The organism is Nonomuraea sp. NPDC050328, from assembly GCF_044459405.1.
GTDB lineage: Bacteria > Actinomycetota > Actinomycetes > Streptosporangiales > Streptosporangiaceae > Nonomuraea.
This window is the reverse complement of the sequence record NZ_JBITIW010000016.1, coordinates 55,172-82,039: the sequence shown is the minus strand read 5'-3', so window position 1 is coordinate 82,039 and position 26,868 is coordinate 55,172. Positions and strand designations below refer to the sequence as shown.

The following is a 26,868-nucleotide window of genomic DNA, read 5'->3' as shown; positions in this document are numbered from 1 at the left end:
GGAGCCCATCACATGGACCCATCCACCGACCCCACCGGGCGCGGTGCGGCTCTCCTGGATGCCCTGCTCACCGCGCTGACCCGCTACGTCATCCTGCCGAGCCCAGAAGCCGCACACGCCGTCGTCCTGTGGATCGCCGCCACCCACGCTCAACCCGCCTGGGCGCACGCCCCCCGCCTGGTGATCCGCGCCCCCGAAAAACGCTGTGGCAAGTCCCGGCTCTTGGACGTGGTCGAAGCCACCTGCCACAACCCGTTCATCACTGTGAACAGCTCTAGCGCTGCCGTCTACCGGTCCATCACCGAGGACCCGCCCACCATGTTGGTGGATGAGGCTGACACGATCTTCGGTCCGAAAGCGGACGGCAACGAAGACCTTCGCGGCCTGCTCAACGCCGGTCACCAGCGCAACCGGCCGGCCAAACGGTACGACGCCAACGCCAACCGCGTGGAGTCCATCCCCACCTTCGCCATGGCCGCGCTCGCCGGCATCGGCGCCATGCCCGACACCATTGAGGACCGCGCCGTGGTCGTACGGATGCGCCGGCGTGGCCCCGGCGAAATCGTCGCGCCGTACCGGCACCGACGCGACCGGCCCGCACTTCGCCAGCTGGCATGCGACTTGTCGGCCTGGCTGCGCGCTGACCTGGCTGCGCTGGAGGCGGCCGAACCGCCGATGCCGGTAGAAGACCGGGCGGCCGACACGTGGGAGCCGCTCGTGGCCGTCGCCGACCACGCCGGCGGGCACTGGCCCGACCGCGCCCGCCACGCCGTACTGGCCCTGACCGCCGAAGCCGACGAAGCATCCCAACCCTCCACCCGCGTCCGCCTACTCACCGACTGCCGCGCCGCGTTCGGCGCCGACACCGCCCTGCCCACCGCGACCCTGCTGGACCGGCTCAAGGCCAACCCCGAAGCGCCCTGGGCCGATTTCGGCCCCGCCGGGCTGACCGCGATGCGGCTCGGAACGATCCTGCGCGAGTACGACATCCGCTCAACCACCATCCGCTTTCCGCCGCCGGCCGGGCAGGCCAAGGGCTACCAGCGCGCTGACTTCCTCGACGCCTGGGCGCGCTACTGCCCGACCGCCGAACCCGTCCCCGAGGCGGACGTGCTCCCTCTCACCGGGGGTAGCCGTACCAGCCGTACCAGCCTCAACGCCGCAGCTCAGAGCCGATGAGGCTTTTTCGTTGGTACGGCTTGAGCCGTACCAACGAAAAAGCCGTACCAGGGCTGACCAGCCAAAACGAGGCTGGTACGGCTGGTACGGCTACCCCCCTCCCAACCTGGTGGAAGCACCTCCGAAAGCAGGAAGCGTCCGCCCGCCGGGCGTTCCCCATGGCCATCCGAAGGAGCAATCTCAGCCGTGTCCACCATCACGCGGGAAGACATTCAGCTCTTCCGCATCACCGACGCCATGAAGATGCTCCGGCTCAGCCGGAGCATGATCTACGAGCTGATTCGCACCGGCCGCCTGCCCTCTGTCAAGCAGGGCCGCGCCCGACTCATCACCGCCAACGGCGTTCGCGAGTACATAGCCCTGCTGGAGAGAGAAGCAAGGGAGTCCGCCTAGTGACCAAGCGACGAAGCAGAGGAGACGGTGGCCTTCACTGGGATGAGAAGCGGCAACGATGGATCGCCTCAGTGACGGTCGGCTACACCCCCGCTGGCAAGCGGATCGTGAAGAAGGGGAGCGGTAAGACCAAAACCGAAGCCAAGGAGAAGCTCAAGGAGATCCTTCGCGATCACGAAGACGGCCTGGCCCTCGCGCCGACCAACTACACAGTGGCCGACGCAGTGACCTACTGGCTGCTGCACGGACTCAAGGGACGCGCGCCACGCACCGTAGCGCTCTACCGTGACTTCGCAGAGCAACACGTGATCCCTTCGCTGGGAGCGCGCAAGCTCCGGGATCTGTCAGTGGAAGACATCGACAAGTGGTTGGCGAAAAAGGCCGCGACGCTCAGCACCCGGACGTTGAAGCTGCTGCACGGCATCCTCAACCGTTCGATCAAGAACGCGATGGTTCGCGAAAAGGTGAAGCGGAACGTCGTGGACCTCTGTGAGGTTCCGGCAGGTCGTTCGGGGCGTAGGTCCAAGGCGCTGACTCTCCCCCAAGCGGAATCCGTTCTGATCGCTGCGGAGCAAGCCGACCTACGGATCCGGGCGTACATCGTCCTATCCCTGCTGACCGGGGCTCGCACGGAGGAACTACGCGAGCTGGCTTGGCCCTACGTCGTGGCGTTCCATGCGGAGCGCCACGCATGGCTGCCCGTCTCCGATGTGGGATGGGAACACACCGAGTTCGCCATCTACGTGTGGCGCTCCGTCCGCAAGGGCGGGGACACCAAGACGGAGAAGTCCCGTCGCACGCTCAAACTCCCGCAGCGCTGCGTGGACGTGCTGAAAGCGCTCTGGAAGGCGCAAAAGGCTGACCGGCAGGCCGCGAGCGAGGCCGGGCGGTTGGGCAAGGATCTGGTCTTCTGCACAAAGACCGGGACCGCCATGAGCGCCGGGAACACTCGCCGGGACTTCCGGAAGGTCATCGCCGCTGCCGGGCTGGACGCGGAAGAGTGGACGCCGCGCGAGATGCGGCACAGCTTCGTCTCGCTTCTCTCGGATTCGGGGATGCCAATCGAGAACATCTCACGCTTGGTGGGCCACACGAACACGGTGGTCACGGAGACGGTCTACCGCCAGCAGATCAGACCCGTCATTCAAGACGGGGCGACGGCGATGGACGCCATTTTCAAGGTCGAATCCGAGGCTTAGTCACTCAGTTAGACACTCACGCCCCGTTACCAAGATCGGTAACGGGGCGTTTCTACTGGTGGAGCCTAGGAGATTCGAACTCCTGACATCCTGCTTGCAAAGCAGGCGCTCTGCCAACTGAGCTAAGGCCCCGCGAACGAAAGACAGCTTACCGAACGGAAGCGGCTACCTGCTGCGCCCCCAGCTCCTCGGCCAAGATCAAATCGGGAAAATCGGCCAGAGAGTCGAGGACGTGGGTGGCGCCGCCCTTGAGGAGGCGTTCACGGCTGTGGACGCCGTTCATGATGCCGGCGACGATGGAGGCGCCTGAGCGGCGGCCGCAGAGCATGTCGCTCTCGGCGTCGCCCGCGACGGCGACCTGGCGGACGTCCTCGATGCCAAGGCGGAGTACGGCATGCAGGATCATGTCGGGCCAAGGGCGGCCCCGGCCGGCGTCTTCGGGCGAAATGGCCAGGTCGACCTTGTCTTCCCAGCCGAGCACGCCGAGGACACGGCTCAGGGTGGACCGGCTGAAGCCGGTGATGAGCGCGATGGAGATGCCCGCACCACGCAGTTTGTCGAGGACCTCGATCACGCCGGGCGTGGGGACGAGGCCTGTGCGTTCGATGGTGCCCTCATAGGAGCGTTCGAACGTCAGGTTCGCCGCCTGCGCCTGGGCCTCGTTGCCGGGGAAGATCCCCCGGAACACCTCGATCTTCGGGCAGCCCCGGGACCGGTGCACGTGCACCATGGCACGGGCATATGCGCCGGTCCCGGGCACGATGCCCTGGGTGGCGACCGCCTCGGAGAAAGCACGTTCCACCGTGGCGATGTCACCGATCGTCGTGCCGGCGAGATCCAGGCAGGCCAGCTTGATCGGCATGGCTTCGCTCAAGGGCGAGACTTACTTCTCGCTGCCGGTCGCTTCGGTCCACAGGTCGAGCTCGGCGCGGTCGGCCTGAACCTTGCGCCAGATCAGCAAGCCCCCGAGAGCGAGCAGGGCCAGGACGAGCAGCTTCTTCACGATGTGACCCCAATTCTTCGACTGTCCCGCCCTAGCCGGAGGCGGGACGACGGTTCGTTTAGCAGACTAGCAAGGGATGGGGGTGCTTCCGGTGTTGCCCGCGAACCAGATGTGCGGGTTTTTCCGGTAGGCGCTGGTGAGGGGGGCTTGACATTGCGGTAGGTGCTGGTGGGGAGGGGCTGGGGGCCTGGGGCTGGCGCGGGGGTCGGGGTGGGGTGTCCGGTGCTGGACGGGGGTGGGGGTCTTGTCGCGGGGGTTGTGGGGCGCGGCCTGGGGGTGACGGGCTCGGTTTGCGGGGTGGTGGGTCCTCGCGTTCGGGGTGATGGGTCCTCGCGTTCGGAGTGGGGGCGCTTGGCGCGGGTGAGGGCGCTTGGTGCGGGGTGGGTGGCGCTGGTTGCAGGGTGCGGCGGACCTTGTCTGGCGCTTGTGGCGGGGGTGTGGCGCTTGGCCCAGGGCGGTGAACGGGGCGGGCGGTAAGGGCAGCGAGGGTCTATGGAGGCTGCCGGGGTTCGTTATCTCGTTCATGACGTTGAGCAGGCGGTTGAGTTCCACACCGGACTGTTGGGGATTGCTGTGGTGGCGCGGCCGGGTTCGAATTTTGCGGTTCTGCAGCTCGGGGGTTTGCGGCTGTATGCGAACGCCATGCAGGGGGAGGGCGGGTCGGGCCGGCACCGGCATCGGGCTGCGCGGTCGAAGGGCGGGGTCGCGGTGCACGGCTGAGGGGAGCGGGTTGACATACCCCTGTGGGGTTAGGTAGCTTCCGGAGTACACCGATACCCCCTAGGGGTATAAATTTCTTTCTAAGAAATACCATAGGGGGGTATGGTGTTGTGGTAGAAAGAGAGTGGAACGAGGAGATGGACATGAGCACTGCCACCTACACCGTCAAGGGCATGACCTGCGGCCACTGCGTGAGCTCGGTCAAGGAAGAGGTCGGCGAGGTCGCCGGGGTGACCGCCGTTGAGGTGGACCTGGCCAGTGGCCTGCTGACCGTGGACAGTGACTCGCCCGTCGAGCGCGACCAGATCGTGGCCGCGGTCGAGGCAGCCGGATACGAAGTGGTGAACCAGTGAACACTCCAGCCAAGCTCGGCGCGTACGGCCTTGGTCTAGCGCTCATCTTCGGGGCGGCCCTCGCCGGGGGTAACGCGGTGGGGGACGTGACGGCCACGCCGGAGCCGAAGAGCGGACAGCATGGACATGCGGCTCCCAAGCCCGCGAGCACGCCCCAGCCCACGAGCACAACCACGCCCACGACCACGACCACAGAGGGAGGGCATGGCGGGGGGCATGAGGCGGCGACGACGGCGGCCAAGGGGGCCAAGGGGGATACCCCCGGAGGGCTGCAGATTTCGCAGGGCGGGTACACGCTGACGCCGGTGGCGAACACGGTGGAGCCGGGGAAGGCGACCGACTTCCGCTTCACGGTGACCGGGCCGGACGGAAAGCCGGTCACGGACTACGCCGTCGAGCACGAGAAGAAGCTGCACTTCATCGTGGTCTCCCGCGACCTGGGCAGCTTCCAGCACCTGCACCCGGAGGAGGCCGGCGGCGGGGTGTGGAGCGTGCCGCTGACCCTGCCGGAGGCGGGCGTGTACCGCGCGTTCGCCGACTTCAAGCCGACCGGCCAGAGCGGCCTGACGCTGGGCGCCGACCTGTACGCCTCGGGCGCGTTCCAGGCCAAGCCGCTGCCCGCGGCCAGCCGTACGACAAAGGTCGGCGACTACACTGTGACCCTCGACGGGGACCTGGTCCCGGGCCGGTCCAGCAAGCTGACGCTGCGGGTGACCAAGGACGGCAAGCCCGTCACCGACCTGCAGCCCTACCTGGGCGCCTACGGCCACCTGGTGGCGCTGCGCGCCGGTGACCTGGCCTACCTCCACGTGCATCCGGAGGAGAGCAAGGCGGCCGGGCCGGAGATCGTCTTCTTCGCCGAGGTGCCGAGCACGGGCGACTACCGCCTGTTCCTCGACTTCAAGCACGGCGAAACCGTGCATACCGCAGATTTCACAGCTAAGGCCCAGACCGCTCAAACCGGTCACGACGACGACGAAGAGCACGGCCACTAACCGGACGCGCGAAGAGTGCCAGGGAAGGAGAAGGCGATGACCGACACCATCGAGCTGTCGATTGGTGGCATGACCTGCGCGTCCTGCGCCAACAGGATCGAGCGCAAGCTGAACAAGCTGGACGGCGTGACCGCGACCGTCAACTACGCCACGGAGAAGGCGCAGGTCACCTTCCCCGAGGGCGTGGACCCCGAGAAGCTGATCGCCACGGTGGAGTCGGCCGGGTACACCGCCGCCCTCCCCAAGCCGAAGCAGCAGGAGGGGACGGCCGACGAGGAGCCGGAGGACGAGCTCAGGCCGCTCCGCAACCGCCTGGTCACCAGCCTGGTCCTCAGCGTGCCGGTGATCGCGATGGCGATGGTCCCGGCGCTGCAGTTCACCAACTGGCAGTGGCTGAGCCTGACCCTGGCCGCCCCTGTGGTCGTCTACGCCGGCTGGCCCTTCCACAAGGCCGCCTGGACCAACCTGCGCCACGGCGCCGCCACCATGGACACCCTGGTGAGCATCGGCACGCTGGCCGCGTTCGGCTGGTCGTTGTGGGCGCTCTTCTTCGGTACGGCAGGCGTCCCCGGCATGACGCACCCGTTCGAGTTCACCATCGCCCGCACCGACGGCTCGGCCAACATCTACCTTGAGGCCGCCGCAGGCGTGACCGCCTTCATCCTGGCCGGCCGCTACTTCGAGGCGCGCTCCAAGCGCCGGGCGGGTGCGGCGCTCCGCGCCCTGCTGGAGCTGGGCGCCAAGGAGGTCGAGCTGGTCGACGGCCGGCGCATCCCGGCCGAGCAGCTCCAGGTGGGCGACCGGTTCGTCGTCCGCCCCGGCGAGAAGATCGCCACCGACGGCGTGATCGAGGAGGGCACGAGCGCGGTCGACGCCTCGATGCTGACCGGCGAGTCGGTCCCGGTGGAGGTCCGCAAGGGCGACAAGGTCGTCGGCGCGACCGTCAACGCCGGTGGCCGCCTGATCATCCGGGCCGAGCGCGTCGGCCAGGACACCCAGCTCTCCCAGATGGCCAAGCTGGTCGAGCAGGCGCAGACCGGCAAGGCGCAGGTCCAGCGGCTGGCCGACCGGATCTCGGGGGTCTTCGTCCCGATCGTGATCGGCCTGGCCGTGGCGACGCTGGGCTTCTGGCTCGGCACGGGCGAGGGCGCGAGTGCCGCCTTCACCGCGGCGGTAGCCGTACTGATCATCGCCTGCCCCTGCGCCCTCGGCCTGGCCACGCCCACCGCGTTGCTGGTCGGCACCGGGCGGGGCGCCCAGCTGGGCATCCTGATCAAGGGCCCGGAGGTCCTGGAGTCCACCCGCAAGATCGACACCATCGTCCTGGACAAGACCGGCACCGTCACCGAGGGCAAGATGACCCTCACCGACGTCCACCTCGCCGACGGCGAGAGCCGCGAGGAGGTCCTGAAGCTGGCCGGGGCTCTCGAGCACGCCTCGGAGCACCCGATCGCGCAGGCCATCGCCCGGGCGGCGGAGTCCACCGCCACGGTCGAGGACTTCGCCAACATCGAGGGTCTCGGCGTCCAGGGCGTCGTCGACGGCCACGCGGTCCTCGTGGGCCGGCCGCAGTTGCTGGCCGAGTGGTCGCAGCACCTTCCGGAAGCGCTCAAGGCGAAGCTGGAGGAGGAGCAGGACCAGGGCCGGACGGTCGTCGCGGTCGGCTGGGACGGCAAGGCGCGGGCCATCCTCGTGGTGGCCGACGTCATCAAGCCGACCAGCAAGGAGGCGATCGAGCAGCTCAAGGCACTCGGCCTGACCCCCGTGCTGCTCACCGGCGACAACGCGGCGGTCGCCAGGACGGTCGCGGCCGAGGTCGGCATCGCTCCCGAGGACGTCATCGCCGAGGTCCTGCCGGCCGACAAGGTCGACGTGGTCAAGCGGCTGCAGGACGCGGGCAAGACGGTCGCGATGGTGGGTGACGGCGTCAACGACGCCGCCGCGCTCGCCCAGGCCGATCTCGGCCTGGCGATGGGCACCGGCACCGACGTGGCGATCGAGGCGGCCGACCTCACCCTGGTCCGTGGCGACCTGCGGGTGGCGGCCGACGCCATCCGGCTCTCCCGCCGGACGCTCAGCACGATCAAGGGCAACCTGTTCTGGGCCTTCGCCTACAACGTGGCCGCCCTGCCGCTGGCCGCGCTCGGCCTGCTGAACCCGATGATCGCCGGAGCGGCCATGGCCTTCTCCAGCGTCTTCGTGGTCACCAACAGCCTGCGCCTGCGCAGCTTCAAGTAAGCGAACAGCCCGGAACGCGGCCGCGGTGGACCTCTGGTCCCCGCGGCCGTGGTGTTTCCGTAGCCCGGCGAACCGGCACGGCCGGGGGCTGACCTCGGGTACGGTTCGATCCCGACATCAGGCATCGAACAGGGCCTGCTACTGCGCACAGTGGCCTAGGAGACATGGGCGGCAATCACCACACGCACGGCACCGAGGTTCCGGCCTCGCGTGGCACCCGGATCGCCACGCTTGCGGTCGTCGTCCCGCTGGCGCTGGCCACGCTGGTCTCGCTGATCCTGCTGTGGCCGGGTGAGCGGACCGACAAGCCGCAGCCCGGCCCGGAGCGGGTGAAGGGCACGATCACCGCGATCTTCCTGAAGGCGTGCTCGGATCCGCTGCCCGGCGAGCCCAAGCCCGATCCGAAGACCTGCGGCGAGGCGACGGTCCGGACCGAGGCGCAGGACGAGATCACCGCGTTGCTGCCGAGCGGCCCGGGTTCGCAGGTCTTCCAGACCGGGGACGAGATCGTCGCGATCAACACCGGCGAGTTCTACCAGCTCTCCGACCACGACCGGAGCGGCGCGCTGTGGATCTTCGGGCTGGCCTTCGCCGCCGCGGTGGTCGCCTTCGGCCGGTGGAAGGGCGTGACCGCGCTGGTCGGCCTGGCGGTGACCTTCGTGTTGCTGCTGCTCTTCATCATCCCGGGGATCCTGCAAGGCGAGCCGCCGTTGCTGGTGGCCATCGTCGGCGCCGCGGCGATCATGCTGGCCGTGCTCTACCTGACGCACGGTTTCACCGTCGGCACCTCGATGGCCGTCCTCGGCACGCTGATCAGCCTGACGCTCACCGGCGTGCTGTCCTACGCCTCGATCGGTTTCGCGCACCTGACCGGGGTGACCGACGAGAGCTCGTTCTACCTGGGCATGAGCTACCAGATCAACACCGAGGGCCTGCTGCTGGCCAGTGTGATCATCGGCTCGCTGGGCGTGCTCGACGACGTCACGGTCACCCAGGCGGCCACCGTGGCCGAGCTGGCGCGGGCCAATCCGGGCTACGGCTTCGGGACGCTCTACCGGGCCGCCGCCCGGGTCGGGCGGGCGCACATCGCGTCGGTGATCAACACCATCGTGCTCGCCTACGCGGGCGCCTCGCTGCCTCTGCTCATCCTGATCAGCGTGGCCGCGCAGCCACTTGGTGACGTGCTGGCCAACCCGGCCATCGCGCAGGAGATCGTGCGGAGCGTCGTCGGCACTCTCGGGCTGATCGCCGCTGTGCCCATCACCACCTTGCTGAGCGCGTGGGCGACTTCGCGGGCCAACGGGCAGGCCAGGCACCGCAGGGGCTGAGGTCGCTCAGCGCCAGAAGCGGCGGGTGCGCTCGGCGGACACCTGTTCCTGGTCGGGCGGTGACGGCGGTTGGACGATGATCACCGTGGTCCTGGCGTACCGCGCGCAGTACAGGCTGGTCGAGGGCAGCAGCATGCGGGCCAGCACGCCGCGGCGGCTGCGCCCGAGGACCAGCAGGTCCCCCTCGCGAGCCAGGTCGACCAGGTGGTGGCCCGGCTCGCCGAGCCGGCTGATCAGGGCGGTCTCCACGTCGTACGGCACGCCGCCGGCGACGTCCTCGAAGGCGCGCTCGACCAGTTCGATGGCCCGCTCCTCCTCGTCCTGGCGGGCGGCGTGGTGCACCGGCAGCGTCTCGGAGAAGGGATGCACCGGCGCCCGGCTCACGTGCACGGCCACCAGGGCCATCCGGCGCAGCCGCGCGTCGCCGATCGCCCAGGCCAGAGCCCAGCGCGAGGCGGGCGAGTCGTCGACGCCGACGATCACCCGCGGCTGGCTGGGCAGCTCCACGGCCCTACTGCCTCCTTAGACGGCCCCGAGCCAGGCGGGGCCCGGGCTCCGGCGGCCCGGGGTCCCGGTCATGTCGGTCAATTGTGCTCTCATCCGGCCCGCATCGCGAGATACCGGCGAAGTCACTTTGCCGGGCGTACCAGAGCCAGCAGCCCGTCCAGAAAGGCACCGCGCTCGGTCTCGGTGAGCACGCGGTACGGCACGGCCGCCCGCCGGTTGGTCTCCTGCTCGATCCGCTCACGCGTTTCGCCCGGCGGCAGGGCCGTGACCTGGGCGGCGGTCAGCCCGGCCGCCTGCCAGGCGGCGGCGTGCGCGTCGGCCCGGTGGTAGCGCAACGCGGCCAGCCGGTTGAACAGCAGCAGCCCCGGGCTCGGATCCGGCTCGTACGGCGGAGCCATCACCCGCAAGGCCGGTCCCGCGTCGTCGAGGGCGGCCTCCAGCACCCGCCCCGCCAGCCCGGCCAGCGTGGCCACGTCGTGCCCGGCCCAGAGCGTGGCGGTGGCCTCGGCGTTGGCCCGGTAGACCAGCTCGATGAAGGCCAGCCCCTTGGCCGTCACGCGGAAGGTCCCGGCGGGTTCCTCCTCCAGGGCGCCCTCGTCGAGGTGGGCGCGCAGCACCGGCTCGCGCTCGGCGGCGGTGCCGTACCGGTAGACGGCGGCCAGCCCGGCGCGGGTCAGCGGCCGGAGCGGGAGGGTGAAGCGCTGGTCGACGAGGAGGCCGGGGGTGAGCCCGGAGGCGCGGACGGCCTCGGCGGACAGGGGGCGGCTGGCGGCGTGCCCGTCGATGTGGGCGGCGTCGATCACGGGGGCGACGGCGGCGGCGTACTTCGGCATCAGCGTAAGTATGGGGCCGCGCCCCGGCGGTTACGAGGTCACCTTGGCCAGCACGATGCCGCCGACGATGAGCGCCAGGGCGGCCATCCGCCCGATCGAGACGGGGTCGTCGTTGAGCCAGATGCCCAGCCCGATGGCGCCCACCGCGCCGATGCCGGTGAAGACGGCGTAGGCGGTGCCGACCGGGATGGTGTTCATCGCCCGGGACAGCAGCAGCACCGCGCCGATCATGAGCGCGATGGAGATCACGCTCGGCAGGGGCTTGGTGAAGTTCTCGGTCGGCCGGATGCTCTGCGACCAGGCGACCTCGACCAGGCCGGCCAGCAGGAGCACGAGCCAGTTCATCGGCCGGCCTCCTGGCGGGCGGCGGCCAGCGACTGCTCGTGCTGCTCGCGCAGGTGGGCCAGCAGGGGGTCGATGCGGGCGTTGGCCAGTTCGGCGTGGATGAAGGTGACGTCGTCCACGGCGAAGTGGCCGTGGAAGAAGTCGCGCAGGTAGCGCTCCTGGTGGTCGAGGGGCGCCTTGGGGGCGTCGCCGGTGTAGATGCCGCCGCGGGCGCTGGTCACCACGAAGCGGCGGCCGGCCAGCGACATGCGGGGGAAGGTCACCTGGTCGAGCCACGCCTTGAGCGAGGAGGGGATCGAGTAGTTGTACATCGGCGTGCCGATCAGCACCACGTCGGCCCACACCAGCTCGTTCAGCAGCGGCTCCAGCACGTCCCATGCCTCGATCTGGGCGGGGGTGCGGGCGGCTTCGCGGTACCTGGCGATCTCGGTGATCCGGTGGGCCATCACGTAGTCGCACAGTTCGGTCCAGGCCTCGCCGATGTGCGGGACGGGGTCGGCGGCCAGGTCGCGGTAGTGGTAGCCGCCGTCGGGGTGTTCGGTCCGCCAGCGCTTGGCCCAGGTAGCGGACAGCTCGCGGGAGAGGGAGGCGCGGCGGGCGCTGGCATCGAGGTGCAAGAGGTTCATGATCGGTCTCCATATCCGGACATCGTGTCCGCTTATACGCTACCGGATAAGCGGACACAGTGTCCAGTTATATGCTGGGGCGGTGGAGAGAGCAGACGCCGCGCGCAACCGCGGCCGCATCCTGGACGCCGCCGCCGAGCTGTTCGCGGCCAAGGGCGCGCCCAACGTGACCATGGACGACATCGCCCGAGCCGCCGGGGTCGGGCGCGGGACGCTCTATCGGCGCTTCCCCGACCGCGCCTCGATCGCCACGGCGTTGCTCGACTCGCACGAGGCCGCGCTGCAGGAGCGGCTTCTGCGCGGCGAGCCGCCGCTGGGGCCGGGGGCGCCGCCGCGCGAGCGGCTGGCCGCGTTCTACGCGGCGATGGTGGAGCTGCTGGAGGCGCACGCGCACCTGGTGCTGGGCGCCGAGACCGGGCGCTCCCGGTTCGAGACCGGGGCCTACGGGTTCTGGCGGGTGCACGTGCGCTCGCTGCTGGTCGCCGCCGCGACGCCCGACCCGGACGCGCTGGTGGACGTGCTGCTGGCCCCGCTCGCGCCCGACGTCTACACCTATCAGCGGCAGGACCGGGGGCTCAGCCCGGCGCAGATCACCGCCGCGCTCGGCCGGCTGGCCTCCGTGATCAGCCGCTGACCGCGTGCTCGGCCAGCAGGGCGGCGACGGCCTCCCGGTCGCGGCGCTCCAGGGCCTCGACCAGGCGCTCGTGCAGGCGGTGCCGGGCGGCCAGGTAGCCAGGATCGGGTTCGGCCATCGAGACCGTGCGCGAGCCGATGACGTCGAGCAGGCTGAGGTAGAGCGAGCGCAGCAGCGGGCTGGGGCTGATCTCCGCGATCCGCGCGTGCAGCGCCCAGTTCGCCCGGACGAACGCGGTGGCGCCGGCCGCGCGCTTCATCGTCTCCAGGCAGGCGCGCAGCTCGGCGAAGTCGGCCGGGGAGCCGTGCCACAGCGCGTCCTCGAAGAGCAGCGGCTCCAGCGCGTCGCGCACCCGGATGGCATCGGCGACCTCGGAGGCGCCGGAGTCGAGCGCGAGCATCGTGGTGCCCAGCCGGACCATCGGCGACTGCTCGGCGGCGAACAGGCCGCCGCCGGGGCCGGGCCGTACGGTGACCAGGCCGCGGGCCTGGAGCAGGCGCAACGCCTCGTTGAAGGTGCCGGCCGAGACGCCGCACGCCTGGCGCAGCTCCTCCTTGGTGCCCAGCCGCTCGCCGGGGGCCGCCGCCCTGGACAGCCCGGCCAGGACCTCCGCCGCCCGCTCCGCACGATTCATCTGGCTAGGATACGCATAATCATCATGATGAATTGAGGGAGCCTCCCGATGCGTATCGCGAACCTCGCCGGCCGCCTCGTCCTGTTGATCGACGACCGCGCGGTGGACGTGGCCGAAGCCAGCGGGGGGCGCTTCGCCGCCGACCCGCAGGCCGTCTACGAGCGCTGGGCCGAGTTCCGCGCCTGGGCCGCGAGCGCCGACCTGCCCGAGGGCGTGCCGTACGCCGCCGAGCGGCTCGGCTCCCCCGTCCCCGCGCCGCGCCAGGTGCTCGCGGTCGGCCTCAACTACAGCGAGCACGCCTCGGAGTCGGGCTTCGCGGCCCCGGACACGCTGCCGCCGATCTTCACCAAGTTCGCCAGCGCCATCACCGGCCCGGTCTCAGAGGTACGGCTGCCGCCGGGCGGCCACACCGACTGGGAGATCGAGCTGGTCGTGGTCATCGGCTCGCGCGCCTACCAGGCCGAGCCCTCGTGGGAGCACGTCGCGGGCGTGACGATCGGGCAGGACCTGTCCGAGCGGATCACCCAGTTGACCGGCCCGGCCCCGCAGTTCAGCTTCGGCAAGTCCTTCCCCGGCTTCGCCCCGATCGGCCCGTGCGTGGTCACGCCGGACGAGTTCGCCGACCCCGACGACCTGGAGCTGCGCTGCACGATCAACGGCGAGGAGATGCAGAAGGGCCGCACCCGCGACCTGATCTTCCCGGTGCCGGCGCTGATCGCCAAGCTGTCGGCGGTGCTGCCGCTGCTGCCCGGTGACGTGGTGTTCACCGGCACGCCGGCCGGGGTGGGGCTGGGCCGTACCCCGCAGCGCTGGCTGGCGCCGGGCGACGAGCTGGTCTCCACGATCGAGGGCATCGGCGAGCTCCGGCAGCGCTTCACCTCCTGAAGTTTCCGGATTTTTCGGACGTTTCTGGGCATGCGGTGAAGCGGATTTGGCGAGGAGTTGCCGCTATCCGGAAGATTGCCCGGGGATCACCCGGAGCATGACGACCGAGCACGATCAACGACAACCGAGAGTCGTGCTGATCATCATCGCCCTGATGCTCGGCATGTTGCTCGCCTCCCTCGACCAGACGATCGTCTCCACCGCCCTGCCCACCATCGTCAGCGACCTCGGCGGCCTCGAACAGCTCTCCTGGGTGGTCACCGGCTACCTGCTCGCCTCCACGGTCTCGACCCCGCTGTGGGGCAAGCTCGGCGACCAGTACGGGCGCAAGCACCTCTTCCTCGCCGCGATCGTCATCTTCCTGATCGGCTCGGTGCTCTGCGGGCTGTCGCAGAACATGACCCAGCTCATCCTCTTCCGGGCGATCCAGGGCCTGGGCGGCGGCGGGCTGATGGTCCTGGCGCAGGCGATCGTCGGCGACGTGGTGCCGGTGCGCGAGCGGGGCCGCTACCAGGGCTGGTTCGGGGCGGTCTTCGCCGTCTCCAGCATCACCGGGCCGCTGCTCGGCGGGCTCTTCGTCGATCACCTGTCCTGGCACTGGGTCTTCTTCATCAACCTCCCGCTGGGCGCGCTCGCGCTCTTCGTGATCGCCGCGGTGCTACCCGGCTCGGCCAACCGCACCAAGCACAAGATCGACTACGCCGGGATCGTGCTGCTGGGCGCGGCCACCTCGTGCCTGGTGCTGATGACCACCTGGGGCGGCACCACCTACCCGTGGAGCAGCCCGGTGATCATCGGGCTGATCGCCGCGGCCCTGGTCATGCTGGCCGCCTGGGTCGTGGTCGAGAAACGGGCCGCCGAACCGGTCATGCCGCTGCGGCTGTTCCGGCTGCGGGCGTTCAACATGTCGTCGATCATCGGCTTCGTCGTCGGCTTCGGCATGTTCGGCGCGATGACCTACCTGCCGCTGTTCATGCAGATCGTGCACGGCGTGAGCCCGACGGCCTCCGGGCTGCACCTGCTGCCGATGATGGTCGGCGTGCTGGGCACCTCGATCCTGAGCGGGCAGCTCATCGCCAAGACCGGGCACTACCGGATGTATCCCATCCTCGGCACGGCCATCGCCACCGTCGGCATGTTCCTGCTGTCGCTGCTGGACGAGCACAGCTCGACGCTCACGATGAGCCTCTACCTGTTCGTCCTGGGCGCCGGGCTCGGGCTGGTCATGCAGGTGCTCGTGATCATCGTGCAGAATGCCGCGCCGTACCGTGACCTGGGGGTGGCGACCTCGGGCGCCACCTTCTTCCGGTCGATCGGCAGCTCCTTCGGGGTGGCCATCCTCGGCTCGGTGTTCACCGCGCGGCTCAACGACGACATCGCCGAGCTGGCCGGCCGTACGACCTTCCCGCCGGGCTTCACCCCGGCGGCGGTGCAGAGCGACCCGACCACGCTGCAACGGCTGCCACCGGAGCTTGCGGCCGACTTCCTGCACGTGTACGCCGACTCGATCGCCCGGGTGTTCCTGGTGGCGACGCCGGTGCTGTTCGTGGCCTTCCTGCTCACCTGGTTCATCCCCGAGCAGCCGCTCAAGCAGACCGTCGGCGCGAGCGACCTGGGCGAGGGGCTCGGGACGGCCTCGGCCGAGCGCTCGTCCCTGGAGGAGGTCGAGCGGGGGCTGGTCCAGCTCGCCCACGCCGACCTGCGCCGGGACTACTACCGGCGGCTCGGGCAACTGGCCGGGCTGGAGGAGCTCAGCCCGCAGGGGGTGTGGATCGTCGCCCGGCTGGGCGCGCACGGCGGCTGGATGCGCGCCACCGAGCTGGCCGAACGCGGTCAGGTCAGCCGGGCCGAGGGGCGGCCCTACGTCGACCAGACGGTCGCGGCGGGGCTGGTGCGGCGCTCCACCGACGGCAACTCGTTGCGGCTCACCCCGGAGGGCGAGCGGATCCACGAGCGGCTGCTGCTGCACCACCGGGCCGGGCTGCGGCTGCTGGTGGCCGACTGGGGGCCCGACCCGGAGCTCAACGCGCTGGTCGACCGGGTCTCGCCGCAACTGCTCGGCTCGAAGACCGACGCGCCCTGACCTCGGGGCGGGCGGGCGGCGCGGTTAGGATCTGGCGGCCATGACTCCTTGGAAAGCCGCCGCCCTGGTCGCCGCGGGCGGGCTGGCGGGGACGAGCGCCCGGTACGGCGTGACGCTGCTGCTCCCGGCGGCCGAGTACGGCCCGCTGGCCACGCTGGCCGTCAACGTGAGCGGCGCCTTCGCGCTCGGCCGGCTGGTGGCGAGCTCCAGGGTGCGGCCGGAGGTCCGGCTGCTGGCCGGGACCGGGGTGATCGGGTCGTTCACCACCTACAGTAGCTTCGCCTTGGACGTCGATCAGCTCCTGCTGGCCGGGCGGTTCTGGCTCGCCCTCGGCTACGCGGTGGCCAGCCTCGCCGGTGGTCTGGGCGCGGCGTGGCTGGGGGCCCGTGCGGGCCGGGCGAGCCGGTGACTCTCCTGGTGGCGCTGTTCGGCGCGGCGGGGGCGGCGGCCCGTTACCTGGTGGACCACGCGATCCGCAGCCGCTTCCCCACCCGTTTCCCGGTGGCCACGACCGTGGTGAACCTGACCGGCTCGTTCCTGCTCGGCCTGCTCGTCGGAGTGGGCCTGACCGGTGACTGGCGGGTGCTTGCGGGCGTCGGGTTCTGCGGCGGCTACACGACCTTCAGCACCGCGATGGTCGAGACGCTTGCCCTGCACGGCACCCGCGAGCGGGCGCTCAACCTGGTCGGCATGTTCGCCGGCTGCCTGCTGGCGGTCGCGGCCGGGGCGGGGCTGGGCCACCTGGCCGCAAACCTGCCAACCGGATGATCTTCCCTTTACTGCCGTACGGGCATGACCAGCCCATGCTTCAACCGATCACCGGACTTCCTGACGGAAGCCCCGAAATCCACCCGTCGCCGGCTGGTCGTCCGACGCGGGGCTGAGCGTGGCCACTCCGCCGATCGCGCACAGCCGGGCCGGGACGCTGGCCCGCATGGCACTTCCCGCCGTGGTCGTCGGCGTGGGCTGCGCCCTGACGCTCCTGGGCCTCAGCTACCTCGCCGAGCTGCTGCAGCATGTGCTGTGGGACCGCCTGCCGTCCTGGATCGGTTTCACCGGGTCGGCGTGGTGGTGGATCCTCGCGGTGCTCACGCTGAGCGGGGTGGCCGTGGGCCTGGTGCTGTGGAAGCTGCCGTCCGGGCCTGACCCGGCGACCGAGGCGCTGGTGGGCCCGCCGCTGCCGGTGAAGGTGCTGCCGGGCATCCTGCTGGCCGCGGTGTTCACCCTGGCCGGCGGGGCGAGCCTCGGACCGGAGAACCCGATCACCGCGGCCACGATCGCGGTGACGGTGGCGGCGGGGGCCCGGCTGATCCCGGCCGTGCCCGGCGTCGCGTGGATGGGGATGGCGGTGGCCGGCACGGTCGGCGCGATGTTCGGCACGCCGGTCGCCGCCGCGCTGCTGCTGTCGGAGACGAACGCGGGCGCGGACGCGCCGCCGCTGTGGGACCGGCTGTTCGCCCCCCTGGTGGCCGCCGCGGCGGGGGCGATCACCATGGTGGTGATCGCGAGCCCGTCCTTCGCGCTCGACCTGCCGGACTATGCGATGCGCCCGATCGACCTGCTCAGCGGGATGGTGATCGCGACGATCGGCGCGGCCGTCGGGCTGGTCGCGGTCTACGCCTTCCCGCACGTGCACCGGCTCTTCCACCGGGTGCGGCAGCCGGTGGCCCGGCTGGCGCTCGGCGGGTTCGTGCTGGGCGTGCTCGGGGTGATCGGCGGGATGATCACCCTGTTCAAGGGCCTGGCGGAGATGCGGGAGCTGATCGGCGCCGGCTACCCGGCGGGCCACCTGCTGCTCGTCGTCGTGGTGAAGGTCGCCGCCCTGCTGGTCGCGGCGACCGCGGGCTTCGTCGGCGGGCGCATCTTCCCGGCGGTCTTCGTCGGCGTGGCGCTCGGGCTGCTGGTCTGCGAGGTGGTTCCCGGCGTGCCGGTGCCGCTCGCGGTGGCCTGCGGCGTGCTGGGCCTGACGCTGGCGGTCACCCAGCAGGGCTGGCTCAGCCTGTTCATGGCCGTGACCGTGGTCACCGACCTCGACCTGGTGCCGCTGCTCTGCCTGGCGTTGCTGCCGAGCTGGCTGCTGGTGACCGGCCGGCCGCAGATGCTCATCGAGGAGCGGCCGTGAACCGCGCCCGGCTGCTGGCTTTCGTGCTCGTGCTGGCGCTGTGCGGCTGCGCGGCGCAGCGGGTCACCGCCGCGCCCGGCACGCTGAACCCCAGCGCGGGCTCGCCGTGCGAGCTGCCCTCGTCCGTGGACGGCGAGGAGGGCCCGACCGACTACCGCTACTACCTGCGGCCGGTGGGCACCGTACGGGCGCTGATGGTCTTCGTCGACTTCCCCGACGCCGTGGGCGAGGAGGATCTCGCCGAGCGCTTCGCCCACTACCGGCCGGTGTCCCGCTGGTTCCAGCAGGCCTCGTACGGCAAGCTCGACCTCCAGCTCACCCCGGTGCTGAAGTGGGCCCGGATGCCCAAGGAGTCCACCGACTACGGCATGGAACGCGGCTTCGGCATCGAGACGCAGCAGGCCTACATCCGCGACGCGCTGGAGGCGGTGGCACGGGCCGAGCCGTCGGTCGACTTCGGCGCCTACTCGATGGTGCACATCATGGCCACGCTGGCCGCCTCGGAGATCTCCGCCGAGGCGACCGCGGCCTACACCGGCGGCGCGCCCCCGGTCCAGGTGCACGGCGCGGAGGTCGCGGCGGCGATCACCTACTTCGGCGACGACCCCGACCTGAAGTACCGCGTCGTCGCCCACGAGACCGCCCACCTGTTCGGCCTGCCCGACCTGTATCCCGAGAAGGGGTCGGAGAACGGGCGCTACGTCGGGGAGTTCGACGTGATGGGCGAGCTGTCCGGCCGCCAGCCCGACTTCTTCGCCTGGCACAAGCGCAAGCTCGGCTGGCTCGGCGAGCCCGAGGTGGCCTGCGTCGCCACACCGGGCACCACCCGGCACCACATCTCGCCGGTCGAGAAGCCGGGCGGGGTCAAGCTGGCGGTCGTGCGCTCGTCGCCGACGCGGGCCACCGTGATCGAGGTGCGGGCCCGGGAGGGCGTGGACGTGGACGCCTGCCACACCGGCGTGGTCCTCTACTCGGTGGACTCCACCGTGCGCACCGGCGAGGGCCCGATCCGGCTGCTCGGCGAGCGGCCGGAGTCGTGCGGGGACACCCCGTCCCGGGAGTACCACTACAAGGCCGGCAACGTTGGCATCAGCGTAGGGGAGAAGCACGACGACGGCGGTTACACCGTGACGATCACCAAGTCGTAGTTCACATGTTGCCCAGCACCCGCGTGATCGCGATCTCCAGCACGACCCGCTCCGGGTTGGCCCGCGGCGGCTTGTACCGCTCGGCGTAGCGCTGCTCGGCCTCCAGGACCTCCTCGGCCGAGCGCCGGACCACGGCCATCCCCTCCAGGGTGGACCAGCGCCGCCCGTCGACCTGGCACAACGCCACCCGGTCCGCGCCGGCGGCGACGAGCAGCGCCTTGCGCGAGGCCCCCGAGGTGATGACGCGGGCGATCCCGGCCGGCAGGTCGAGGGTCGCGCCCACGGGCACCACGTGCGGGGTGCCGTCCGGCCGGACGGTGCTCAGCGTGCACAGGTGCCGTTCCCGCCAGAACTCGGCGAAAGCGGGACCCCGCTCGGTCAGGTTCACACGGCTCCTCAGGGTGGCGACAACGGTGGGGCGGCAACGTCAGGACCTGGGCGTAGGGATTGCGTCAAGACGCATCTGAACTGGTTCCTCACACTCCACGGCGAAGGATACGCTTCCCGGTCTTTGGTCCGTTTGACTGTTGGGGGTGAGCGGGTTGACCACGTCAACCCGGCCGCATACCGGATCCTCGATCCGGCGCTGGTTGCTGGATGGTCTGCATCACGCGGACTCGAAGACCCCCGAAGTCCCGCACAGGCAGCACTCCTGGTGGCAGGTCATGTGCCTGACCGGTGTGGATTACTTCTCCACCCTGGGCTACCAGCCGGGCATCGCCGCGCTCGCGGCCGGGGCGCTGAGCCCGGTCGCGACGCTGCTGCTGGTGGCCTTGACACTGTTCGGCGCGCTGCCGACCTACCGGGCGGTCGCCGAGCAGAGCCCGCACGGCCTGGGCTCGCTGTCGATGCTGGAGAGCCTGCTGCCGGGCTGGCGCGGCAAGCTGCTGGTGCTGTTCCTGCTCGGCTTCGTGGCGACGGCTTTCATCGTGACCATCACGCTGTCGGCCGCCGACGCCACCGCGCACGTGCTGCACAACCCGTTCGTGCCGGAGTTCCTGCACGGCACGCAGGTGCCGGTGACGCTGGTGCTGATCGCCGCGCTCGGCGCGGTCTTCCTGCTGGGCTTCAGCGAGGCGATCTCCATCGCGGTCGTGCTGGTCGCGGTCTACCTGCTGCTCAACGTGGTCGTCGTGGCCACCGCCGTGCAGCACGTGCTCGCCGCCCCCGAGCTGGTCGCCAACTGGCGCAACGTGCTGGAGGCCGACTACGCCAGCCCGGTCGCGATGATCGCGGTCTCGCTCTACGTGATGCCCAAGCTCGCCCTGGGCCTGTCCGGCTTCGAGACCGGCGTCGCGGTGATGCCGCTGGTCAGGGGCGAGCTCGCGCAGCGGGTCAAGGGGGCGCGCAAGCTGCTCACCACCGCCGCGCTGATCATGAGCGTCTTCCTGATCACCTCCAGCTTCGCCACCACCGTGCTCATCCCGCCCGCCGAGTTCGCCGAGGGCGGCCAGGCCAACGGCCGCGCGCTGGCCTACCTGGCGCACGAGTACCTCGGCGACTGGTTCGGCACCGCCTACGACATCAGCACCATCGCCATCCTGTGGTTCGCCGGCGCCTCGGCCATGGCCGGGCTGCTCAACATCGTGCCGCGCTACCTGCCGAGGTACGGCATGGCCCCCGACTGGGCGCGCGCGAGCCGGCCCATGGTGTTGCTGTTCACCCTGGTCTCCTTCGCCATCACCCTGTTCTTCGGCGCGGACGTGGAGTCGCAGGGCGGCGCCTACGCCACCGGCGTGCTGGCGCTGATCCTGTCGGCCGCCGTCGCGGTCACCCTGTCGGCCCTGAAGCGCCGCCTGACGCGATCGGCGATCTTCTTCGGCGTGGTGACGCTGATCTTCGCCTACGCCACCGTGGCCAACATCATCGAGCGGCCCGACGGCCTGGTCATCGCGCTGTTCTTCGTGCTGGCCATCGTGGTCACCTCGCTCGTCTCCCGGGCCACCCGCTCGACCGAGCTGCGCGTCACCCGCATCTCCCTGGACGACACCGCCCGGCGCTTCCTGCACGAGGTCGGCGAGATCCACCTGATCGCCAACGAGCCGCACGAGCGCGACCAGAAGGAGTACGTCGACAAGTGCCGCGAGGCGTGGGAGCGGCACCGGCTGCGGCAGAAGGAGGGCCTGCTCTTCCTGGAGGTCACCGTGCCGGACGCGTCGGAGTTCGAGAGCGAGCTGCGCGTGGTGGGTGAGGAGCGGTACGGCTTCCGCGTGCTCACCGTCGAGTCGGCGACCATCCCCAACGCCATCGCCGCGATCCTGCTGCACCTGCGCGACCAGACCGGGAGGCTGCCGCACGTCTACTTCCACTGGGTGGAGGGCAACCCGGTGCCCGCGCTGCTGCGCTACCTGGTCTTCGGCGGCGGCGACGTGCCCCCGCTCACCCGCGAGGTGCTGCGCCAGGCCGAGCCCGAGATCGAGCGCCGGCCCATCGTGCACGTGGGCTGAGTCAGTCGCCGACGAAGCAGAACTCGTTGCCCTCCGGGTCGGCCATGACCTGGAAGGCGCCCTGCTCGTCCCGTACGGCGGAGCCCACCCGGCGGGCGCCGAGCGTCTCGGCCCGGTCGGCGGCGTGCTCCACGGACTCGACCTCGATGTCGAGGTGCAGCCGGTTCTTGCCGCTCTTGGCCTCGGGGACCGGCTGGAAGGCCAGCCGTACGAACTCGGGGGGTTCGACGTGCGACCAGCCGCGGGCGCGGTCGACGGGCTCGCCGCCCAGCAGGGCGGCCCAGAAGCGAACCTGGGCCCGCGGGTCGGCGGAGTCGATCACGATCTGGCTGAGGCGGGCGGGCATGGCGGCCAGCCTAGCGGCGGGGGCGATGGCCCGGGCGCCCCGCACTGGCGCCCGGGCCACCGGCTCAGGTGGCCCCGAATCGCCGGGCAGGGGTTCCCTGCCCGGGATTCGGCGGCCGGATCTACTTCAGGCCGTTGTCGAGCGCGGTGGTGAGGACGCCGGTGTCACCCGACATCTCCCAGATCATCGCGCCGAGCAGGCCCTTCTGCTTCAGCCAGGCGGTCTTCTTGCCGATCGCCCAGGCGTCGTCGAAGGTCCACCACTGCCCGTTGTTGCCGGTGTAGCAGTAGGTGGCGACGGCCTGCTCGTCGTGCCTGATGGTGCAGCCGGGCACGCTGGCCAGGAGGTTGCTGTAGCCGCGGGTGCCGGCCTCCTCCTGGAACTGGCCGAGGGCCGCGCCGACGGCCGCCTGCCACTCGCCGTACTTGCCGCCGTCGGTCACCTGCTGCCAGCCGCGCCCGTAGTAGGCGAGGCCGATGGTGATCTTCCTGGGCGGCACGCCGGCCTTCAGGTACTCGTTGACCGCGTTCTCCACGCTGAAGTGGAAGTTGTACGGGTCGTCGGTGTCGGCGTACAGGTTGCCCTGGTGGCCGGTGCGGTTGGGCTCCCACGAGTTGTCGCTGCCGGCGCCGTGGAAGTCGTAGCCCTGGACGTTGAAGATGTCCATGGACTTGGCGACCTTCGCCAGCTCCCAGCCCGCCTCGATCTTGGCCGGGTCGGCCGGGGTGAAGGCGGTGAGCTGGTAGCGCTTGCCGGTGGTGACGGTCAGGGCGTCGAGCTGGCGGCGGAACTCCTCGATCAGCAGGGTGTTGTTGACCTTGTCCGCGGGGCTGACGTGGTTGCCCGGGTGCCCCTCGGCGCCCGGCCACTCCCAGTCGAGGTCGATGCCGTCGAAGATGCCCGCGCCGGTGCCGGGGCCGCCGGCGCCGTTGTACACGGGCAGGTTGCCCTTGATGTAGATGTCGATGCAGGAGGAGACGAACTTCTTGCGCGCGGCGTCGGTGGCGGCCACGTCGGAGAAGTACTTGGAGTAGGTCCAGCCGCCGAGCGAGATCAGCACCTTCAGGTGCGGGTGCTTGGCCTTGAGCTTCTTGAGCTGGTTGAAGTTGCCGCGCAGCTTCTCCCACCCGGTGTCGGCCACGCCGTCCACCGACTGGGCGGCGCTGAAGGGCCGGCCGTAGTCGGCCTCGGCGTCACCGGCGCCGTCGCCCTGGTTGGGGTCCTGCGGGTTGGACGTGGTGCCCTTGGTGACGCCCTGCAGGCAGGTCAGGTTGACCGGGTCGACGTTGCCGAAGGCGTAGTTGATGTGGGTCAGCTTGGCGGCCGAGCCGTTGGTGTCGAGGTTCTTGACGAAGAACTGGCGGCCGTAGATGCCCCACTGGACGAAGTAGCCGACCCGGGCGTAGCCGGTCTCGACGATGTCGGCGGTGGTCACCTTGACCTCGGCGCTGGCCGGGGACAGGTTGTCGTAGCCGTCGCGGGCCTTCACGGTGAAGGCGTACTCCGTGGACGGGGACAGGCCGGAGACCGTCGCGGTGGTGCCGGTGACCGTCGTGGCGACGGCCGAGCCCACGTAGACGTCGTAGTTGGCGACGCCGGTGTTGTCGGTCGAGGCGTTCCAGGCGAGCGTGACCGTCGAGGAGGTCTTGGCGGTGCTGCGCAGGTTGCCCGGCGTGGTCGGCGCCTGGGTGTCGTCGGAGGGGTTGTTGGTCTTCACGGTCACCGGCGCGCTGGCGCCGGACAGGGTGCCCTTGCGGTCCTTGGCCTTGACGGTGAAGGTGTAGCTGGTGTTCGGGGTCAGGCCGGTGACGGTCGCGCTGGTGCCGGTGACCTCGGCGGCCTTGGCCGTGCCGTTGTAGACCTCGTAGCCGGTGATCGGCAGGCTGCCGGGGGTGGCCGCGTCCCAGGCCAGGGAGACGGTCTTGGTCGTCTTGACCGGCGAGCGCAGGTTGCCGGGCACGCCGGGCGGCGCGTCGGCGGAGCCGTCGCAGTTGACGTCGTTGACCCGGCAGCTCGTGGGTTCGGCCCCGGAGCTGCTGACCGTGAAGCTCGGGCTGTACGGCTCGGTCGTGCGGCCGGCGTTGATGGTGGTGTTGTAGTGGGCCGGGGTCAGGGTGACCGTACGGCCGGACTGGGTGAGCGAGCCGTTCTGCGCGTTGCTCGCGGTGACGCCCGCGGGCAGGTCGAAGACGACCGTCCAGCCGTTGAGCGCGGTCGTGGCGTTGTTCTTGATGATGAACTTGGCGGAGGTGCCGGCGACCTCGTACTCGGCCACGACCGGCGCGGCCGGTGGCGGCGGTTCGCCGGTGCCGTCGCAGTTGGCCCCGTTGACCGTGCAGCTCGTGGGCTGGACGGCGGAGCTGAGGTTGACCGTCGGCGAGTAGGGCTCGGTGTTGCGGCCCGCCTGGAGGGTGGCGATGTAGAACGCGGGCGTGAGCTTCACCCGGGTGCCGTTCTGGGTGATGGTCGCGTTCTGCGGGCTGCTGGCGGTGACTCCGGCCGGCAGGTCGAAGACGAGGGACCAGCCGCTGACCGCGGTGGTGCCCGGGTTGCTGACCACGAACTTGCCGGTCGTGCCGGTCAGGCTGAACACGGCGGTCAGGCGATCGGCGGCCATCGCCGGTGGGGCGAGGCCGAGGACGAGGAGGGTGACGGCGAGAAGCAGGGGGGTGATGAGGCGTCGCACGTCGGAAGCCTTTCTTTTAAGAAAGTTTCCTAACAATTTTCTTGGATCGTAGATCGGGGTCACCTCCGGCGGCAAGGCCCAAAGTCACGGAAGACCCCTGCGATCCTCACGGGCGGGACGTGACGGCACGCGGGTGCCGGCTGCGCCGCGGCGGAACGACGCTGAAGCCATGACAACCTCGACCCACTCCCCCGCCCCCCGCCGGTCCCTCCTCCAGCGCGTCTGGCCCTTCACCCGGCACTTCGCCGAGATGGTCCTCGCCATGCTCGTCGGGATGACCCTGCTCGACCCGCTCTGGAAGCTCGTCTGCGCCCTGTTCGGCTGGACCCCCGGCGCGGACCTGCAGGCCATGGTCATGGCCGCCGAGATGACGCTCTCCATGTCCCTGTGGATGCGCTATCGCGGCCACGGCTGGCGCGACGTCACCGAGATGGGGGCCGCGATGGTCCTGCCGTTCGCGGTGCTGCTCCTGCCGTACTGGGCCGGGCTGATCAGCGGCGGCGACCTGCACACCGGCGGGCACGTGCTGATGCTCGCGGCCATGCTCGCCCTGATGCTGGCCCGGCGGGCCGCCTACACCACGCACCACGAGGCCCGGCCCCGGTCGATCGCGGGAGTGATCTCCCGGCGGTGGCCGAGCTGGATCGCCCTGGCCATCACCGTCGACAACTGGGTGAACCCCTGGGTGCCCGCGCCCTGGCTGCTGCTCCTGCTGTCCGGCGCCTACCTGGTGATCGGCCTGCTGCGCCGGGAGCTGCACGACCGCCGCCTGCTGGTCATGCAGCTCGCCGCCTTCGCCGCCTACGTCGTGCTGGCCGGAGTGGCGATGGCCGTGGACGCGACCCTCATGCCCTACCTGGTCGCCGCGGGCTGGCTCGCGCACTCCGGCTGGGACATCCTGCACCACCGGCTCGGCAAGGTCGTGCCCAAGGCGTACGCCGAGGGCTGCGCGGTCTTCGACGCCGTGGTCGGCCTGACGATCCTCATCCTGATCTAGGGAGAATGGCTTCCATGACGGTGCTCCACCGGCAACTGGCCCTGGTCAGGGCGGCCACGCTGGCCTCCCTGGCCATGGCCGTGTTCACCACCGTGTTCATGCCCGGCATCGGGCTGGCCCGCGAGAGCGACCCCACCCGCGTCTGGCTCGGCGCGGCCGGCATCGCGTTGCTCACCCTCACGCAGTCGGGCGTGCTCTACGCCGCGGTCACCCCCTCGATCTCCGCGCGGGCCCAGCGGTGGCTGCTGGGCGCCTTCGCCGCGGCCGTGGTGCTCTCGCTCCCGCTCACCGTGCCGCTGGCCGCCGAGAGCTGGCGCACCTGGGCCTGGGTGGGCGCGGCGGTGATCGGGACCGCCCCCATGCTGGGCAGCCGGGCGGCCGGCTGGTCGGCCGTGGTCGCGGCCCTGGCCGGCTCGGCCGGGGCGGCGTGGTGGAACGGCGACTCCCCCGGCCCCTACCTGCTGATCACCGCCGGCATCGGGCTGGGCACGATCGCGATCACCGGCGTGCACGCCTGGCTGTGGAACCTGTTCATCGCGGCCCGCGAGGGCCAGGCCGCGCAGAGCCGGCTCGCCGCCACCGAGGAGCGGCTGCGCTTCGCGAGCGACGTGCACGACATCCTCGGCCACACCCTGTCGGTGATCGCCCTGAAGTCCGAGCTCGCCGAGCGCCTGGCCACCGCCGACCCCGGCCGGGCCGGGCAGGAGTCGGCCGAGGTGAACCGCCTGGCCGCGACCGCGCTGGCCGACCTGCGCCGCGCCGTGCACGGCTACCGGGAGATCGACCTGGGCGCGCAGCTCGACTCGCTGGCCCAGGTGCTGCGCTCGTCCGGGATCCGGTGCACGGTCACCGACCGCAGCGGCGGCGTGCCCGCCGCGACCGCGACGTTGCTGGCCTTCGTGCTGCGCGAGGCGGGCACCAACATCCTTCGCCACAGCGGCGCCGCCTGGTGCACCATAGAGCTCTCCCGACACGACGGCCAGGTGAGGATGACGGTGACCAACGACGGCGCCGCCGCGGCGCGGCCCGACCGGCACAGTTCCGGGCTCGACGGCCTGCGCGACCGGCTGGCGGAGGCCGGCGGCACGCTGCGGACACGCGCCGAAGGCGGGCTGTTCACCCTCGAGGCCGCCCTCCCGGCCGCCGCCTGAGCCCCCCGACGGTGGA

At 70.7% G+C, this 26,868-nt stretch carries 27 protein-coding genes and 1 tRNA gene; 17 read left to right on the top strand and 11 right to left on the bottom strand.

Features of this window, described 5'->3' with window-relative positions:
* Positions 1-12 precede the first annotated feature (12 nt).
* From ACIBG7_RS40300 to xerC, 3 genes are all read left to right on the top strand, one after another.
* A complete protein-coding gene (locus ACIBG7_RS40300; RefSeq protein ID WP_397339678.1) occupies positions 13-1,179 on the top strand; it encodes a DUF3631 domain-containing protein in 1,167 nt (388 codons plus the stop codon).
* 186 nt (positions 1,180-1,365) lie between these two features.
* Positions 1,366-1,572, top strand: a complete 207-nt coding sequence (locus ACIBG7_RS40295) for a helix-turn-helix domain-containing protein (protein WP_397339677.1) — start codon at positions 1,366-1,368, stop codon at positions 1,570-1,572.
* 71 nt (positions 1,573-1,643) lie between these two features.
* Positions 1,644-2,771, top strand: a complete 1,128-nt coding sequence (gene xerC, locus ACIBG7_RS40290) for a tyrosine recombinase XerC (RefSeq protein WP_397339676.1) — start codon at positions 1,644-1,646, stop codon at positions 2,769-2,771.
* A 56-nt stretch (positions 2,772-2,827) separates the two neighbouring features.
* Here the strand turns inward: xerC and ACIBG7_RS40285 are convergent.
* The 3 genes from ACIBG7_RS40285 to ACIBG7_RS40275 all read right to left on the bottom strand — a co-directional run bounded on the left by ACIBG7_RS40285 (position 2,828) and on the right by ACIBG7_RS40275 (position 3,774).
* Positions 2,828-2,903 (bottom strand) — tRNA-Ala (locus tag ACIBG7_RS40285).
* Positions 2,904-2,919: 16 nt separating this feature from the next.
* On the bottom strand, positions 2,920-3,633 hold the full coding sequence (locus tag ACIBG7_RS40280) for an HAD family hydrolase (RefSeq protein ID WP_397339675.1): 714 nt from the start codon (positions 3,631-3,633) through the stop codon (positions 2,920-2,922).
* 21 nt (positions 3,634-3,654) lie between these two features.
* Positions 3,655-3,774 (bottom strand): DLW-39 family protein, encoded by a 120-nt coding sequence (locus ACIBG7_RS40275; RefSeq protein WP_357918829.1) that lies wholly within the window; start codon positions 3,772-3,774, stop codon positions 3,655-3,657.
* 863 nt (positions 3,775-4,637) lie between these two features.
* Between ACIBG7_RS40275 and ACIBG7_RS40270 the strand changes: the two genes are divergently transcribed.
* From ACIBG7_RS40270 to ACIBG7_RS40255, 4 genes are all read left to right on the top strand, one after another.
* The gene (locus ACIBG7_RS40270) at positions 4,638-4,847 is read left to right on the top strand and encodes a copper ion binding protein (RefSeq protein WP_357918823.1); all 210 of its coding nucleotides are present in this window, start codon (positions 4,638-4,640) and stop codon (positions 4,845-4,847) included.
* A 305-nt stretch (positions 4,848-5,152) separates the two neighbouring features.
* The gene (locus ACIBG7_RS40265) at positions 5,153-5,842 is read left to right on the top strand and encodes a hypothetical protein (RefSeq protein WP_397339674.1); all 690 of its coding nucleotides are present in this window, start codon (positions 5,153-5,155) and stop codon (positions 5,840-5,842) included.
* 36 nt (positions 5,843-5,878) lie between these two features.
* On the top strand, positions 5,879-8,080 hold the full coding sequence (locus ACIBG7_RS40260) for a heavy metal translocating P-type ATPase (RefSeq protein WP_397339673.1): 2,202 nt from the start codon (positions 5,879-5,881) through the stop codon (positions 8,078-8,080).
* Positions 8,081-8,244: 164 nt separating this feature from the next.
* Positions 8,245-9,408 carry a YibE/F family protein gene (locus ACIBG7_RS40255; RefSeq protein WP_357918814.1) on the top strand — a complete coding sequence of 388 codons (1,164 nt, stop codon included), beginning with the start codon at positions 8,245-8,247 and terminating at the stop codon, positions 9,406-9,408.
* 6 nt (positions 9,409-9,414) lie between these two features.
* Here ACIBG7_RS40255 and ACIBG7_RS40250 read toward each other — a convergent pair whose 3' ends face one another.
* The 4 genes from ACIBG7_RS40250 to ACIBG7_RS40235 form a co-directional block, all read right to left on the bottom strand.
* On the bottom strand, positions 9,415-9,915 hold the full coding sequence (locus ACIBG7_RS40250; protein WP_357918811.1) for a universal stress protein: 501 nt from the start codon (positions 9,913-9,915) through the stop codon (positions 9,415-9,417).
* Positions 9,916-10,037: 122 nt separating this feature from the next.
* On the bottom strand, positions 10,038-10,748 hold the full coding sequence (locus ACIBG7_RS40245; RefSeq protein WP_357918808.1) for a hypothetical protein: 711 nt from the start codon (positions 10,746-10,748) through the stop codon (positions 10,038-10,040).
* 30 nt (positions 10,749-10,778) lie between these two features.
* Positions 10,779-11,093 (bottom strand): multidrug efflux SMR transporter, encoded by a 315-nt coding sequence (locus ACIBG7_RS40240; RefSeq protein ID WP_357918805.1) that lies wholly within the window; start codon positions 11,091-11,093, stop codon positions 10,779-10,781.
* Positions 11,090-11,719, bottom strand: a complete 630-nt coding sequence (locus ACIBG7_RS40235) for an FMN-dependent NADH-azoreductase (RefSeq protein ID WP_397339671.1) — start codon at positions 11,717-11,719, stop codon at positions 11,090-11,092. The genes ACIBG7_RS40240 and ACIBG7_RS40235 overlap by 4 nt, the downstream gene beginning before the upstream one ends.
* An 82-nt stretch (positions 11,720-11,801) precedes the next feature.
* On the opposite strand from ACIBG7_RS40235, the gene ACIBG7_RS40230 reads away from it, so the two are divergent.
* Positions 11,802-12,353: a TetR/AcrR family transcriptional regulator gene (locus tag ACIBG7_RS40230; RefSeq protein ID WP_397339669.1), complete on the top strand. Its 552-nt coding sequence runs from the start codon at positions 11,802-11,804 to the stop codon at positions 12,351-12,353.
* Here ACIBG7_RS40230 and ACIBG7_RS40225 read toward each other — a convergent pair.
* Positions 12,343-12,987 (bottom strand): FadR/GntR family transcriptional regulator, encoded by a 645-nt coding sequence (locus ACIBG7_RS40225; RefSeq protein WP_397339668.1) that lies wholly within the window; start codon positions 12,985-12,987, stop codon positions 12,343-12,345. The two genes, ACIBG7_RS40230 and ACIBG7_RS40225, sit on opposite strands and share 11 nt — an antisense overlap.
* Positions 12,988-13,035: 48 nt before the next feature.
* Here ACIBG7_RS40225 and ACIBG7_RS40220 point away from each other — a divergent pair, with 48 nt between their 5' ends.
* The 6 genes from ACIBG7_RS40220 to ACIBG7_RS40195 all read left to right on the top strand — a co-directional run bounded on the left by ACIBG7_RS40220 (position 13,036) and on the right by ACIBG7_RS40195 (position 19,225).
* Positions 13,036-13,872, top strand: coding sequence for a fumarylacetoacetate hydrolase family protein (locus tag ACIBG7_RS40220; RefSeq protein ID WP_357918793.1), 837 nt, complete (start codon positions 13,036-13,038; stop codon positions 13,870-13,872).
* Positions 13,873-13,969: 97 nt separating this feature from the next.
* Entirely contained in the window at positions 13,970-15,955 is a 1,986-nt protein-coding gene (locus ACIBG7_RS40215; protein ID WP_397339667.1) for an MFS transporter, read from the top strand.
* 40 nt (positions 15,956-15,995) lie between these two features.
* Positions 15,996-16,364 (top strand): fluoride efflux transporter CrcB, encoded by a 369-nt coding sequence (crcB, locus tag ACIBG7_RS40210; protein ID WP_397339666.1) that lies wholly within the window; start codon positions 15,996-15,998, stop codon positions 16,362-16,364.
* Complete coding sequence (locus ACIBG7_RS40205; RefSeq protein ID WP_397339665.1) at positions 16,361-16,723, top strand: fluoride efflux transporter FluC; 363 nt, start codon at positions 16,361-16,363, stop codon at positions 16,721-16,723. Before crcB ends, ACIBG7_RS40205 begins: the two co-directional genes overlap by 4 nt.
* A gap of 118 nt (positions 16,724-16,841) precedes the next feature.
* Complete coding sequence (locus ACIBG7_RS40200) at positions 16,842-18,077, top strand: ion channel protein (protein ID WP_397339664.1); 1,236 nt, start codon at positions 16,842-16,844, stop codon at positions 18,075-18,077.
* Positions 18,074-19,225, top strand: a complete 1,152-nt coding sequence (locus ACIBG7_RS40195; protein ID WP_397339662.1) for a M6 family metalloprotease domain-containing protein — start codon at positions 18,074-18,076, stop codon at positions 19,223-19,225. The genes ACIBG7_RS40200 and ACIBG7_RS40195 overlap by 4 nt, the downstream gene beginning before the upstream one ends.
* Position 19,226: 1 nt before the next feature.
* Here the strand turns inward: ACIBG7_RS40195 and ACIBG7_RS40190 are convergent, their stop codons facing one another.
* Positions 19,227-19,613 carry a pyridoxamine 5'-phosphate oxidase family protein gene (locus tag ACIBG7_RS40190; RefSeq protein WP_397339661.1) on the bottom strand — a complete coding sequence of 129 codons (387 nt, stop codon included), beginning with the start codon at positions 19,611-19,613 and terminating at the stop codon, positions 19,227-19,229.
* 277 nt (positions 19,614-19,890) lie between these two features.
* Here ACIBG7_RS40190 and ACIBG7_RS40185 point away from each other — a divergent pair, with 277 nt between their 5' ends.
* Positions 19,891-21,672, top strand: coding sequence for an amino acid transporter (locus tag ACIBG7_RS40185; RefSeq protein ID WP_397339660.1), 1,782 nt, complete (start codon positions 19,891-19,893; stop codon positions 21,670-21,672).
* A gap of 1 nt (position 21,673) precedes the next feature.
* On the opposite strand, the gene ACIBG7_RS40180 is transcribed toward ACIBG7_RS40185, so the two are convergent.
* Complete coding sequence (locus tag ACIBG7_RS40180) at positions 21,674-22,018, bottom strand: VOC family protein (protein WP_357918772.1); 345 nt, start codon at positions 22,016-22,018, stop codon at positions 21,674-21,676.
* Positions 22,019-22,139: 121 nt separating this feature from the next.
* On the bottom strand, positions 22,140-24,704 hold the full coding sequence (locus ACIBG7_RS40175) for a glycosyl hydrolase family 18 protein (RefSeq protein WP_397339659.1): 2,565 nt from the start codon (positions 24,702-24,704) through the stop codon (positions 22,140-22,142).
* Between the two features lie 169 nt (positions 24,705-24,873).
* On the opposite strand from ACIBG7_RS40175, the gene ACIBG7_RS40170 reads away from it, so the two are divergent.
* Together ACIBG7_RS40170 and ACIBG7_RS40165 are read left to right on the top strand one after the other, a co-directional pair.
* Positions 24,874-25,701, top strand: coding sequence for a DUF6010 family protein (locus tag ACIBG7_RS40170; protein WP_397339658.1), 828 nt, complete (start codon positions 24,874-24,876; stop codon positions 25,699-25,701).
* A gap of 14 nt (positions 25,702-25,715) precedes the next feature.
* Positions 25,716-26,852 carry a sensor histidine kinase gene (locus ACIBG7_RS40165; RefSeq protein ID WP_397339657.1) on the top strand — a complete coding sequence of 379 codons (1,137 nt, stop codon included), beginning with the start codon at positions 25,716-25,718 and terminating at the stop codon, positions 26,850-26,852.
* Positions 26,853-26,868 lie beyond the last annotated feature (16 nt).